The 12,615-nt window shown below is 51.3% G+C and carries 14 protein-coding genes; 9 read left to right on the top strand and 5 right to left on the bottom strand.

Annotated elements, in window-relative coordinates; all coding sequences use genetic code 11:
- Position 1: 1 nt before the first annotated feature.
- The gene (gene cimA / locus ACFVSO_RS13395; protein ID WP_387474208.1) at positions 2-1,615 is read right to left on the bottom strand and encodes a citramalate synthase; all 1,614 of its coding nucleotides are present in this window, start codon (positions 1,613-1,615) and stop codon (positions 2-4) included.
- A 374-nt stretch (positions 1,616-1,989) separates the two neighbouring features.
- On the opposite strand from cimA, the gene ACFVSO_RS13390 reads away from it, so the two are divergent.
- The 3 genes from ACFVSO_RS13390 (at position 1,990) to ACFVSO_RS13380 (ending at position 5,143) form a co-directional block, all read left to right on the top strand.
- Positions 1,990-3,276, top strand: coding sequence for a DNA polymerase IV (locus ACFVSO_RS13390; RefSeq protein ID WP_387474206.1), 1,287 nt, complete (start codon positions 1,990-1,992; stop codon positions 3,274-3,276).
- 78 nt (positions 3,277-3,354) lie between these two features.
- Entirely contained in the window at positions 3,355-3,597 is a 243-nt protein-coding gene (locus ACFVSO_RS13385; RefSeq protein WP_119799274.1) for a ferredoxin, read from the top strand.
- Positions 3,598-3,760: 163 nt separating this feature from the next.
- On the top strand, positions 3,761-5,143 hold the full coding sequence (locus tag ACFVSO_RS13380) for a L,D-transpeptidase family protein (protein ID WP_387474203.1): 1,383 nt from the start codon (positions 3,761-3,763) through the stop codon (positions 5,141-5,143).
- A gap of 7 nt (positions 5,144-5,150) precedes the next feature.
- Here ACFVSO_RS13380 and ACFVSO_RS13375 read toward each other — a convergent pair whose 3' ends face one another.
- Complete coding sequence (locus ACFVSO_RS13375; protein WP_387474201.1) at positions 5,151-5,291, bottom strand: hypothetical protein; 141 nt, start codon at positions 5,289-5,291, stop codon at positions 5,151-5,153.
- 190 nt (positions 5,292-5,481) lie between these two features.
- On the opposite strand from ACFVSO_RS13375, the gene ACFVSO_RS13370 reads away from it, so the two are divergent.
- Together ACFVSO_RS13370 and yjbM are read left to right on the top strand one after the other, a co-directional pair.
- Complete coding sequence (locus ACFVSO_RS13370; protein ID WP_387474199.1) at positions 5,482-6,579, top strand: quinone-dependent dihydroorotate dehydrogenase; 1,098 nt, start codon at positions 5,482-5,484, stop codon at positions 6,577-6,579.
- 17 nt (positions 6,580-6,596) lie between these two features.
- Complete coding sequence (gene yjbM, locus ACFVSO_RS13365; protein ID WP_387474197.1) at positions 6,597-7,403, top strand: GTP diphosphokinase; 807 nt, start codon at positions 6,597-6,599, stop codon at positions 7,401-7,403.
- A 108-nt stretch (positions 7,404-7,511) separates the two neighbouring features.
- On the opposite strand, the gene ACFVSO_RS13360 is transcribed toward yjbM, so the two are convergent.
- Together ACFVSO_RS13360 and ACFVSO_RS13355 are read right to left on the bottom strand one after the other, a co-directional pair.
- Positions 7,512-8,048 carry a PCYCGC motif-containing (lipo)protein gene (locus ACFVSO_RS13360; protein WP_387474288.1) on the bottom strand — a complete coding sequence of 179 codons (537 nt, stop codon included), beginning with the start codon at positions 8,046-8,048 and terminating at the stop codon, positions 7,512-7,514.
- Positions 8,048-8,572, bottom strand: coding sequence for a thioredoxin family protein (locus ACFVSO_RS13355; protein WP_387474195.1), 525 nt, complete (start codon positions 8,570-8,572; stop codon positions 8,048-8,050). The genes ACFVSO_RS13360 and ACFVSO_RS13355 overlap by 1 nt, the downstream gene beginning before the upstream one ends.
- A 347-nt stretch (positions 8,573-8,919) precedes the next feature.
- Here ACFVSO_RS13355 and ACFVSO_RS13350 point away from each other — a divergent pair, with 347 nt between their 5' ends.
- From ACFVSO_RS13350 to ACFVSO_RS13340, 3 genes are read left to right on the top strand one after another with little or no spacing between them, the layout of a single operon-like run.
- Positions 8,920-9,003: a methyltransferase RsmF C-terminal domain-like protein gene (locus tag ACFVSO_RS13350; RefSeq protein WP_387474286.1), complete on the top strand. Its 84-nt coding sequence runs from the start codon at positions 8,920-8,922 to the stop codon at positions 9,001-9,003.
- 1 nt (position 9,004) lies between these two features.
- A complete protein-coding gene (locus ACFVSO_RS13345) occupies positions 9,005-9,802 on the top strand; it encodes a pseudouridine synthase (protein WP_387474193.1) in 798 nt (265 codons plus the stop codon).
- A gap of 56 nt (positions 9,803-9,858) precedes the next feature.
- Entirely contained in the window at positions 9,859-10,662 is an 804-nt protein-coding gene (locus tag ACFVSO_RS13340) for a Cof-type HAD-IIB family hydrolase (protein WP_387474191.1), read from the top strand.
- Between the two features lie 151 nt (positions 10,663-10,813).
- Here the strand turns inward: ACFVSO_RS13340 and ACFVSO_RS13335 are convergent, their stop codons facing one another.
- The gene (locus tag ACFVSO_RS13335; RefSeq protein ID WP_116045057.1) at positions 10,814-10,903 is read right to left on the bottom strand and encodes a sporulation protein YjcZ; all 90 of its coding nucleotides are present in this window, start codon (positions 10,901-10,903) and stop codon (positions 10,814-10,816) included.
- A gap of 417 nt (positions 10,904-11,320) precedes the next feature.
- Between ACFVSO_RS13335 and murA the strand changes: the two genes are divergently transcribed.
- Positions 11,321-12,610: a UDP-N-acetylglucosamine 1-carboxyvinyltransferase gene (gene murA, locus ACFVSO_RS13330; protein ID WP_387474188.1), complete on the top strand. Its 1,290-nt coding sequence runs from the start codon at positions 11,321-11,323 to the stop codon at positions 12,608-12,610.
- Positions 12,611-12,615: the final 5 nt, after the last annotated feature.

Raw genomic sequence — 12,615 nt, 5'->3', positions numbered from 1 at the left:
CTTAATGATTGACCAGGCCTAACCGTTCGTGGGTACCTGGCAATCCGTGACCGACTTTGTCCATGCTTAGGAGCGCATAGCGGATACTGCCGAGCAGTGCTTCCCAGCTGGCTTCAATGACATTGCTGGAGACGCCCACCGTACTCCATGTATTGTCCAGTCCTGTCGATTCCACCAACACCCGTACCTTGGCCGCCGTTGCGTCCTTCTCATCAATGACGCGCACCTTATAGTCGGACAGATGGATCTGCTCGATTTTCGGGTAAAACTGTACAAGCGCCTTGCGCAGCGCATTGTCGAGCGCGTTGACAGGACCGTTGCCTTCGGCTGCCGTGTAGACTTGCTGGCCGTCCACGTTGATCTTGACGATCGCCTCGGAGATCATGACGCCATTAGACTTTTCCATATGCATTTTGAACGATTCGACCGTAAAGATTTCCTTCATATCCGTGAAGGCTTCGCGTAGCAGAAGCTCAAGCGACGCGTCTGCGCCTTCGAATTGGTAACCTTGATGCTCCAGTTCTTTGATCTGGTCGATGATTTGCTTTGTCTTGTCATTGTTTGTATTCACATCAAGGCCAAGCTCGTGGGCTTTGGAGATGATGTTACTCTGACCGGCGAGCTCCGATACAAGAATGCGCTGCTTGTTGCCAACCAGCTCAGGCTGGATATGCTCGTAGGTTTTGGAGTCCTTCATAATCGCCGATACATGGATGCCGCCCTTGTGTGCGAACGCCGCATTGCCGACATAAGCCTGGCCGACAGGCATATGGACATTGGCGATCTCACTTACATAGCGCGCCGTATTTGTCAGTGTGCGCAGCTTCTCTTCCGGAAGGCAGTTATAGCCCATCTTGATCTGCAAATTCGGAATGATGGAGCAAAGGTTGGCATTTCCGCAGCGCTCGCCATAACCGTTGATGGTACCCTGTACCTGACGTGCGCCCGCTTGTACGGCGGAGAGTGTATTCGCAACCGCAAGCTCGCAATCATTATGGGTATGGATGCCGATCGAGGCTGTAAGCTCCGATCTGACACGCGAGACGATCTCATGAATCTCGCTCGGCAGTGTACCGCCATTAGTATCGCACAACACGAGCCAGTCCGCTCCTGCATCCTGCGCTTTGCGCAGAGCCGCCAGTGCATATTCCGGATTATGCTTGTAGCCGTCGAAGAAATGCTCCGCATCATACATGGCTTCCATGCCGTTCCGCTTCAGGAACGCGAAGGAATCGTAGATCATCGCAAGATTCTCTTCAAGCGTCGTCTGCAGGGCCGTATGCACGTGAAAATCCCATGCCTTGCCGACCAGCGTCGCAGCAGGCACGCCTGACTCCACAATACGCAGCAAGCTGGCATCCTGCTCTGCAGCCGAATGCTTGCGGCGTGTGCTGCCGAAAGCGGTAATGCGCGCATTCAGGTTCAGCGACTTTACGCGTTGAAAAAACTCGATATCCTTGCTGTTGCTTCCCGGATTCCCGCCTTCAATATACTGAACGCCCAGCGCGTCTAGCTTTAGGGCAATTTTCAATTTGTCGTCTGCGGACAGGCTGATGCCTTCTCCTTGCGTTCCGTCACGCAGCGTCGTGTCAAAGATCGAGATGTTAGCGGACATTTCTGATGACGCCTCCTTCACTGATAGCCAATACAAATCATAATTTATTATTATAACACTTTATCTATTTAAAGTAGAGGGGGAAAGTTATTTTTTTCACGGAGTTCTTCGCATTGACTTACCTCTATATCAATTATATGCTGGAGGAAAGGGGAACGGATATACGCATTTTTCTTTTTTTAGAGGTGGTTCAAATAGTCCACTTTTGATCACGAAGGGGATCTACTCGACATCGAATATGGCATGCAGCCGGAACTTACGGTGCTCACGTGGCTTCCACTACGCTCCGCTCCTCATTTCCTGGCTTCATCCCATCTTCTCGGTGCTGAAAACCGGACTTTTTGAACACGCACTTATAGGTGAGGTTGAGGGCCATGAGCGATGTGAAGGATCATTATCCGGTCAATGGGCGGGTCATTATCCATTTGGATATGAACGCGTTTTATTGTTCTGTGCATGAAGCGGAAGAGCCGGAATATTATAAGGATAAGCCTACTGCTGTTTCCGGCAGCGTGGAGCAGCGCAAAGGAATTATCGTAACCTGCTCCTATGCCGCCAGGAAGAAGGGCATCAAGACGGGAATGGCTGTCAAGCAGGCAATGCGCATATGCCCGGAGCTTCTGCTGATCAAGCCGGACTTCAATTTATACCGTAAGTATTCTCACGGGTTCATGAGTATTGCGCGGCAGTTCACGCCGCTCGTAGAGCCAGTGTCGATTGATGAGTGTTATATGGATATTACGGGCTCCAAGCTGCTTGGAACGCCAATGGAAATCGCGGAATCTCTTCAACGCCGGATCAGCTCGGAATGGCAATTGCCTTGCTCCATCGGGCTTGCGCCTAATAAGCTGCTTGCCAAGATGGCATCGGATATGAAGAAGCCGATGGGACTGACCGTTCTGCGCTTGCGCGATGTCCCGAATATGCTGTGGGATAAGCCATGCGGCACCCTGTTCGGCATAGGAGGCAAGACTGCCGACAAGCTGTCGAAGATGAATATTCGGACGATCGGTCAGCTGGCGAATACGGAGGAAGCGCTGCTGATCAAGCAATTTGGCGTTATGGGCGCCTGGATGAAGTCGGCCGCTCACGGGATCGATCATTCCATTGTTAACCCCAATCGAGAGCAAAGCAAGTCCATCGGGCATACGACAACTCTGCCGAGCGATCTGACGGAGCAGGATGATGTTTTTCGCGTGCTGCTTAATCTTTCGGATCAGACGGCCCGAAGGCTTAGACGCCAGAAGCTAGTAGCCTCTACCGTTCAAATTACCATTCGCCGTCCCGACATGTCCACCATTACAAGGTCCCATACGATAAGCGCTCCTACGCAATCGACGGAGGAGATTAACAAGGAAGCCCGCAAGCTGTTCCAGCGGCATTGGAAGCTTGGAGACCCGATCCGCCTGCTGGGTGTCACGCTGCAAAACCTGGCTCCGGCAGATGAAACGGCCGTTCAACTGGATTTGTTCAGCTATGAGGAACAGCCCCGGAAGGAGGCTTTGACCAAGGCGATGGACGCTCTTCGCGACAGATTCGGCGAGGACGCAGTATTGACTGCGGGCATGCTGGGTGACGATCCGTCGACCCTGATCCGAAACAAGCGAATTCGGGGCACGTCCTTGCAAAAAGACGATACTTTGTTATATATTGATGAGTGAGGAACCACGCTTTAAGGCATCATACACACAGAAAGCGAACGGATTTATTCCGTATATTATAAGGAGGGAATGTAGACCATGGCTAAATTTACATGGGTAGAGAAAGATACTTGCATCGCGTGCGGAGCATGCGGAGCGACTGCACCGGATATTTATGATTACGATGACGAGGGGATTGCGGAAGTCATCTTCCAGAATGACGGGAACACAGGAAACACTGAAATTCCTGAAGATATGTACGACGACCTGCAAGATGCATGCGACGGTTGTCCGACGGATTCCATCAAAATCGCCGACGAGCCGTTCAACGCTCCGGGCTAATGATATAGCCATCATAAGTTAACAACAAGCTCCCTCAAGACCGCGTGGACGGATCGAGGGGGCTTTTTTGATGCGTTTTCCACCTTGCCGGAAGATTGATATCGATGATTTCGCATCCCCTGCCGATATACTTGATAGAGAAGAGCAGGCGGAGGGATTATAGATGGAAAAGCTGGAGGACATTATCTATCTGAAGCAATTCGTAAAACAGCATCCCGACAACAAGATGGGATGGTACTTGCTCGGGAAACATTATTTGCAAGCGGGCAAGGAAAGCAAAGCGAACTATTGCTTCATTCAAGCAGGCGATATATATGAAGCTTTCGAGCAGGAGACGCATCCGCTGGCGGAGCAGCAGCTGGAGGAGCTGAAGGAATGGAACAAGCAGCAGAAGAAAAAGAGGCTGGTTTGGAAAATCGTATTGGCAGCCATTCCGCTGTTATTGATTGCCTTGCTACTGCCGCTTAATCCTTTCTGGCATAAAGAGCATCAGGATACTGCGCCCGCTCCGGCAGATAAGAACGCGCCAGGTCTAGGCGTCGTATTCGTGCCTCAGAAGGAGGGCAAACCGATCGGTTATGCCATGAACGCTATTGTGGCTGCTGGCGGAGTGGCTCCAAAGCAGTCGCTGGCGGTGCGTCTGGAAGAGAAGGAGGGCTGGAGACAATGGAACGGTCATTCCCGTTTCCTCTTGTCCTCAACCAAGGAAGCAAGCGGCAATCGCGCTGCATTATCCATGCTGGACCGCGATTCATGCGTATGCGAGCCGGGAGATACTAGCGGTGTCAAAAAGCTGTTCGCGAAATGGCGCGAGGAGCAAGAAATGCACTGGACGCTGGCTAGCGGCATTCATCAGTATTACCGCCTGTACGGGAAGTGGCCGCAGAAGCTTGACGACCTGATCCGGCCTTATCCGCATAATGTATTGTCTGGAGAAGGCGAAGGCATGAAGGAATGGTTCCCTTATGTTCTGGCGAAACTAAAGGATAAGCAGGCATCTAATGGAAAGGCGGAGCAGGGCAGTGACGGGCAAGGCTCCGGCAATAAGGAGTCTCAGCCAGGCAACGCTATCGGCACTAACGGCATCTACCAGCAAGATTGGAGCAAGCCGCTGGAAATTGTGATCGACGTCTCCAACTACCGGCTTGCCGTCGTACAGGACAAGATGGTCGTTCGTAGTTACGAGGTTGGGCTTGGAGGCGAGAGGACGCCGGAGGGGAATTTCTACATCAGTGAGAAAGTAAGAGATCCCAATGGTACGGATGACGGCATGTTCGGAAGCAGAGGCATGACCTTGTCGGGGACGCTGTACGCCATCCATGGAACGGATGAACCGGACAGCATTGGCAAGGACGAGTCGCTTGGTTGCATACGAATGAAGACGGCCGACGTTGAGGAGCTGTTCGACATGGTGCCTCTTGGAACAGCGGTGAAAATTAAAAACGGGACGCTCCCGTCAGATGCGAAACCGCCAGCAGAAAGATTCAAGCTGGAGCCGCAGCAGAACGAGACCAATCCCGCCAAAGTGTATCAATGGTTGACGTAAACAAAGCTTACGAAGTGAGAATAAGAAGTGCGGCGATGGCAACGACTACGACTCCTACGATGCAGGCGATCCAGACCAACGCCTTCTTGTTCACTTCCTCCTTCGGTTTTGCTTTCAATGTGGCTGGCTTTCTTTTGGGTGCGCCCATTTTCAAATCAACCTTTCTATATCTGATTTCTGTGTCTTATCATATGCATATATTGTAATCGTTTTCGTCCAAAGCCGCAATACAACTTGGCCAATTGAAGCTTGCGCCTCCTTGCGCGGGCTCTTTTCTTTTTGCTCTAAAAGGGATAAACTGTTCGTTAGAGCATACATAGCGGAACGGAGTGAAAGCTTTGCTTTATTCATCGATTCTTAAACCCATTTTTTTCAAAATGGACCCGGAGAAGGCCCATCATCTAGTTATTGACGGCATGGCGGCAGGGAGCAAGATTCCCGGCATGACCGGCATTATGAACGCCATGTATGGCGTATCGGAGTCTGCTGAGCTGAGATGCGAGCTGTTCGGGCTTCAATTCCCTCATCCGATCGGACTTGCAGCCGGACTGGACAAGAACGGCAAGGCGCCGGACGGATTCTCCAGCATCGGCTTCGGCTTTGCTGAGGTAGGCACAGTGACGCCCAAAGGACAATCCGGCAATGAGCTGCCGCGGCTGTTCCGGCTTCCGCCGGATGAAGCTTTGATTAATCGGATGGGCTTTAACAATGAAGGCGCGGCGGCAATGGCGGCATCGCTGGCGAAACGCAAAATCCACCGCGTTCCAATCGCCGTTAATATCGGTAAAAACAAGGTGACGCCGAACGAGCTTGCGCATGAGGACTATCAAGCTTGTATTCGTGCACTCTATGATTATGGCGACTTCTTTGTGGTGAACATCAGCTCGCCGAATACGCAGGGCTTGCGAGATTTGCAGCACGGGGACGAGCTGAAGAAGCTGCTCGCTGCCGTTATGGACGAGGTGTCGGCGCAGGCGGGAGCGCGCAGACAGAAGCCGAAGAGCGTACTCGTCAAGATCGCGCCGGATATGTCGGAGGACCAACTGGAACATACCGTAGCGACGATCATGGAGAGCCATGTATCAGGCATAATCGCTACGAATACGACGTTGTCCCGTGAAGGGCTGGCTCATGCCAACGCGAAGGAATCGGGCGGCCTTAGTGGCTTGCCGCTAAAGGAGCGCTCCACGGAAGTCATCCGGTCCGTCTATCGCCAGACAGATGGGAAGCTGCCCATTATTGGTTCCGGCGGCATTTTTACTGCGCAGGACGCATACGATAAAATTCGCGCAGGAGCTTCGTTGGTAGAGATTTATACAGCGTTAATCTATAAGGGTCCGGGTGTGTTGCGCGAGCTGACAAGCGGACTGAAAGAATGTTTGCGCAAGGACGGCTACCGTCATATTGCCGAAGCAGTGGGCGCAGATCATCGTTAGAAACAGGAGGCGGCCGGATGGACGGACGAGACTGGAGTCTATTTTTACAGCCTTACGAACAAGCAGTAGAGGAACTGAAAGTTAAATTCAAGACGATGCGCATGGAGCTGAAGCTAAGGGAAGCTTACGCCCCGATCGAATTCGTGACGGGACGGGTGAAGCGCGTATCGAGCATCTTGGAGAAAGCAAGGCGGCTGGGTGTCGCCTCGGATCAGCTGGATACGGGGATTGAAGATATAGCGGGCATTCGAATTATGTGCCAGTTCGTCGATGATATTCGGCGCGTGGCGGAATTGATCCGCAACCGCAAGGACCTTCAGCTTGTATACGAGAAGGATTATATTACAAACTTTAAGGATAGCGGATATCGAAGCTACCATATGATCGTGAAGTACCCGGTGCAAACTGCGCTAGGTTCGATGGACGTACTGGCGGAAATCCAGATACGGACACTCGCGATGAATTTCTGGGCGACGATCGAGCATTCCCTTCATTATAAATTCAAGGAAAGCTTGCCAGACGAAGTTCGCATCCGGCTTAAGAAAGCGGCAGAAGCCGCCTTCCAGCTGGATACCGAGATGACAAGCATCCGCAAGGAGATACTCGATGCGCAGACGGAATTCGAGGAGCAGTCCAATGTCGTCTCGCGCGTGCTGAACGGCATTCAAGACCTGTACTTCTATCATCGCATCCGTGAGGCGGCTCAGTTCCAAATGAAATTTAATGAGCTGTTCGAGCATGAGGATTACGCCGGGTTGTCCGGCCTTGCCGGGGACATCAATCAGTCCATCGCAAAGGCGAAGAAGAACAGCTCCAGTGAATAAACATGCAGCATGAAGAAACCTCCGGCACTGCCGCATCGGGCGGCAGTGCCGGAGGTTTCTTGTTCGCTTGGGTATCGTAAGTAATGACTGTGCCGAAGGCTGGCAACACTAGCTGGAGGATTTCTTTGGTTGATAGTTGTCGTTAATATATTTCAGAATTTCCTCATCCGTCTTGCCTTGCTTGCTTAAGGCGATGACTTCCTCCATCTCTTTCTTGCAGATGCCGCAGCCTGTGCTATGATCCGTCCAGGTTACGCTGCCGTCATCTGCGGGATGCTCCGCCCAATAACAGCGCAGTAGCGAATCATGAGGCTCATCGAACTCGGTTCCTTGCATGCAGCCGCAATAACAAGGGATGCCGCTCAGCATATGCATGTGGCTGTGAACTTCGGAGTAGAGGTCCTTGGTCAGCTTGGTATGTGTTTTCAGAAAACCGGGCAGTGTCGTGACGGATGAAGTTGTCTCCCACATCTCCGATCCATGAAGATGCGCCTTGCCTTTGTCGTCGCTGGTGCCGCAAGCGGCCAGCAGCGTAATCAGGGCAAATCCTAATAGCAAAGCATACATGACGGATCTAGCAGTTCGGTTATGGTCTGAGTTGTCTGCTTCGTTAGGCTCGGAAGATTGTACTCCGCTCCTTCTCATCACTGCGCATCAGCTCCCGCGTGTTTGGTGAAGAACGCTTTGAAATCATCAAGCGTATGTCCGACGGTCGTGCCTTCCTCGCGAAGACCGCCTTCCAGCCGGTCCACTTCTACGCCGTCTTTGTAATAAAGCAATGTTGGCGTAGATTCGACATTCAACTTCGTTCCGTATTCGTTGAACTCCAGCAGGTTGAACATCGGCATTTCAATTCCCATATCGTTTACGATAGGCATGATCTGAGGAGTCGTGTTCAGACAGTATTTGCAAGTCGAGGAAAAGGCATATACGAAGAAGTCTTCCTTGCTGTCAATCTTATTATCCATTTCTGCAGGCAATATGATATTCTGATAGTTAGGATTGTCCAGAAGCGAGCGTGTTGCGGGATTTAATTCGGAAGCGGGCATGCCGTAAAGCTTATTGTCTTTCTCCAGATTGCCTAAGACAAAGATAGACCCGAATAGAATGATGACAATACCGATGTAAACATAAATCATACTTACTTTTTTCTTTTTCTTCTTCATCATTTTAACCTCCGCTTTCGTTGTAATGGTCATGATATAGCTGGTCGTTCATGACTCACTTACTTTTTATTATATACCAAAGCGGAGTAGGTTTGTACATGCAGGATGTCCTAATGGACTGAGCGGGAGGAAAGGCGCAGAATGGGCAATATACCGCCAAAGTTTCTAGCAAAAATGCAAAATTTGCTTCAGAATGAATATGACAATTTTATGTCTTCCTATGAGGCGTCGAGCGGCTCTGGAGCTAGGAGCCGAGGCAGCGGACAGAATTGAAGGCACGGTAAGATGATGCCCTCATCTGCTGGAAGGAGAGGGGTATTACGACGCGGTGCTGCGCAAATGGGATCTGTGTGGATGGATATCCGCTCGGCTGTGTGAAATATATGGGCGGCATGCTGAAGAACGAGCTGTCGGCCGGATGGAGGCAACTGTAGAATGGCAGAGAAATTACGGATAGACAAACTGCTTGCGCATATGGGCTTCGGTACGAGAAGCGAGATCAAGAGGGCGGTCAAACAGGGGAAAGTGGCGGTTGACGGGAAGGTCGTAAAGGACAGCGGGCTTATTGTTACACCAGACGAGCATACCGTCACCTATGACGGGGAGACCGTTGTCTACCGGGATGTTATCTATTTGATGCTGAACAAGCCTCAGGGAGTCATCTCGGCAACGGAGGATGGAAGAGAGCGGACTGTCATTGATCTGCTGGCCCCTGAAGACCGACTGCTGAATCCGTTCCCTGTCGGACGGCTGGATAAGGACACAGTAGGATTGCTGCTGCTGACCAATGACGGAGGGCTTGCACATGAGCTGCTCTCGCCACGCAAGCATGTGGACAAGACTTATGAAGCGCTTGTTCTCGGGAATGTGAACGAAGATGATGTGAAGGCATTCCAAGAGGGCGTTACGCTGGATGATGGATATGTGACACTGCCGGCGGAGCTGCAGGTGCTGAATCGCTCGCTGTCCCCTCGTCCGGAGGGATCAACTGCTGATTCATCGGGAGATCAATCTTCTCCTGTCCATTCGCTTATCCGACTCACAATCCGGGAGGGCAAGTTCCATCAGGTCAAACGAATGTTCGAAGCAGTGGGCAAAAAGGTGCTGACCTTAAAACGGGTGTCCATGGGCACTTTAATGCTGGATGAATATTTGCCTGAGGGACATTACCGGGAGCTGTCGGGGGATGAAGTTGAACAGTTGAAGGCTCATCGCGGCAGCGGCAAGAAATGATGGACTGTCATAGGCGTTAAATAGAGAACAAAAAAGAGAATGGGAGCGGTTATGAGATGAAACTGGGTTATGATTTGATCGCGCTTGATGTGGATGGAACGCTGCTTACGGATGATCATAACTTGCTGGAAGAAGTCAAGGAAGCGGTTCAGGAGGCGGCGCAAGCCGGAGCAGATATCGTGCTGTGCACAGGGCGGGGGCCGATGGGAACTTTCCCGGTACTGGCGGAACTGGAGCTTAGCGGCATTCTGATCACCCATAATGGCGCGGCGACCATTCGATCGGAGGACCGTGAGGTTTTGTTTCAATATGATATTGACAGCGGAGAACTAATGGAGATCCTTGACTATTGCAGGGTGAATCGCATTCATTTTGACTTGAGCACAACATTCGACATGTATGTGGAGGCTGTAACCGAAGAAGTCATGAAAATGTATGAGCATCATCAAGTGGAGCCCATTATGGGCAGCTTTGCTGAGCGATTCCCGGATGGTATGGTGAAGATAACGCTGTTCGGATCGAAAGAGCAAATGGATCTTACCCAGACGTATTGGGAAAAGAGAAAGTCAAGTTTGCAATTCATCCGCAGCGGCGACTTTTTTATCGATGTGCAGAGCCCGAGCTCCAGCAAAGGGGTTGCATTGAAGCAATTGGCTGAAGTGAAAGGCATCGATCGAGAGAAAATATTAGCTATCGGCAATTATTATAATGATATATCGATGCTTGAATATGCCGGACTCGGCATTGCAATGAGCAATTCTCCGGAATCGGTGAAACAAGCGGCTGATCAGATCGCCGGTTCCAATAATGAAGGCGGGGTCGCAGCAGCGATAAGGCAATACGCCTGGCAACAAGGATAACCGCACAAGCTTGACAGCAAAAAAGGACGACTCGGCCCTGGCGGAGTCGTCCTTTTTTTCATGCTATGACATATGGAGAGTGCGATATGCAGCAAGCTTTTGGTTGCGGCACAATCCGCTCCTTCGTCTTAACAGATGCTAGGTTCGTTTATTACAGGAATACTCTCGTAATGATGACGAGCAGAATAAACAGAACCAGGATTACACCTGTCGTCGTGTAGCCTCCATACACACCGGACATGCCAATTCCTCCTAGACTGTAGTTACCGATAGGCGGGCCTGCAGGCGCTTGGTAGGGGCTTCCCCCACAATCGGTATACTGTATGGTATGCAATCCGGATCGTTTGGCTTGGACGGCTGTCTAGCAGATTTTGTATTTTGGAAGGGCTGCTAGGGACAGGCAGCCAGGGGTCATAAAGCAGCAGGGACAAGTATGAAAAAAAGTTCATAAAGAAAAGCGGGAGGATAGATTGACAATCATGAAACAAAATGAATAATATTGAAAGGATACCATGGGCCATTTATTATTTTTAAATATAAAAGAGCTACTATTTATCATACATCATATCGCATGTGAAGGCGTTCAGCTTTAATCGCCAGTTGGGATTGCGACATATCAGTTCAGACTATATCTACTTATTGCGGAGGTACGAAATTCATGAACGTTATTCAAGTGGAACGCTCTCCCGGACTGCGCGGTTCGGTCAAAATACCAGGCTCCAAAAACAGCTCGCTGGCTCTGCTGGCAGCAGCCTGCTTAACGGACGAGACAGTTATTCTGCACAATATCCCGGACATTGCGGATTACCGGGTGATTCGGGAAATTACAGCTGAGATCGGCATCTCCATGCAAGTGACGGGAGCGGGTACGGTAGTGATTAATCCCGCGGGCATTCGTCATGCCAAGATTGACCCGGTTAAGTCGGCGACATTCAGAACGGCCTATTATTTCATCGGCGCCTTGATTAGCCGTTGCGGAAGCGTATCCGTCGGCTATCCAGGCGGCGATGACTTCGGAGATCGTCCAATTGATCAGCACATCAAGGCATTAAAGGCTCTTGGCGCCGAGCTCTCCTTCTATGAAAAGCATTATGAAGCCAGCGCCCGTGCATTAAATGGAGCCGATATCTACTTTGACACCATTACGTCTGGAGCTACGATTAACGCTATGCTGGTAGCGGTGCGGGCCAAAGGCTCCACGGTGCTGCGCAATGCGGCGAAGGACCCAGAGGTGGTTGATACCGCTCAGCTGCTCATCGCGATGGGAGCGCGTATATCGGGAGCGGGTACGGACACGATCCGTATTGAAGGCGTTCGGTATTTGCACGGTTGTACGTACACGGCGGTGCCTGACCGGCTGATTGCGGGTTCTTTCCTCATCGCCGCCGGCGTAACAGGCGGCATGATAACAGTTGAAGATGTTATACCGGAGCATCTGGGCTCGACGATTGCCAAGCTGAGGGAAATCGGCGTCCAGATTGAGACGAATAGCGATTCGATCACTGCGTACGGAGAAGGTCCACTGCGGGCGACTCGTGTGCGGACGGGGATGTACCCCGGGTTTCCAACGGATTTGCAACAGCCGCTGACTGCGCTTATGGCACAGGCGCCAGGCAAAAGCATCGTGACAGACAAAATTTATCCCAAACGGTTCGCACATGTGCAACAGTTGAAACGGATGGGGGCCGATATCGAGCTTCGCGCCGGTTCTGCATTTATCAAGGGTGGCATGCCGCTGCGAGGTAACCTGGTTCATGCATCCGATATTCGGGCAGGCATCTGCTTGCTGCTCGCAGGATTGGCTGCTGAAGGCACCACTCGGATAACCGGGGTCTATCATTTTGAACGCGGCTATGAGAATATTGTGGATTCTTTCCGTTCGCTTGGCGCGAAGCTGGAAGTTCGCGAAGCCCATGAAGCCGATATTGAATTGCCGCAAGTCAATTAACGGTT

This window comes from Paenibacillus sp. NPDC057967 (genome assembly GCF_042887015.1).
Lineage (GTDB): Bacteria > Bacillota > Bacilli > Paenibacillales > Paenibacillaceae > Pristimantibacillus.
The sequence above is the reverse complement of the archived record's forward strand: the minus strand, read 5'-3'. Positions and strand labels throughout refer to the sequence as shown.